At 37.5% G+C, this 432-nt stretch carries 1 protein-coding gene; it reads left to right on the top strand.

Going from position 1 to position 432, the window contains the following annotated elements; genetic code table 11:
* Nucleotides 1-83: 83 nt before the first annotated feature.
* Nucleotides 84-432, top strand: a 349-nt coding sequence (locus V6251_RS15145; protein WP_341588998.1) for a PorP/SprF family type IX secretion system membrane protein, incomplete at its 3' end; no start/stop codon positions are given.

Genomic DNA, 432 nt, shown 5'->3' with positions numbered 1-432 from the left:
TAATGAAGTATCAAGGAAACAAAACAAAAGCCTCTTGGGTATATATAAACAGATAAACTAACTAGAAAACCAACAAGAAACAGATGAAAAAAATAATATATATCGTATTCCTAGTGTTTATAGGTGTACAAGCCCAACAAGATCCACAGTACACACAGTACATGTATAACATGAATGTGGTCAATCCAGCATATGCAGGATCGACAGATGGTGTTGCCATAGGCGCACTATACAGAAGCCAATGGGTTGGATTAGAAGGAGCACCAACTACAGGAACACTAACCCTACATTCGCCAGTTGGTAAGAATGTAGGATTGGGACTATCATTAATAAGTGATGAAGTAGGACCAGTAAGCGAGACTAATGCTTATGTAGATTTTTCTTACACCATACCTGTAGGAACAGGAACTAAATTAGCGTTTGGATTAAAAG

Origin of the sequence: Olleya sp. Ti.3.14 (assembly GCF_038154885.1) — a bacterium.
GTDB lineage: Bacteria > Bacteroidota > Bacteroidia > Flavobacteriales > Flavobacteriaceae > Olleya.
The sequence above is the reverse complement of the archived record's forward strand: the minus strand, read 5'-3'. Positions and strand labels throughout refer to the sequence as shown.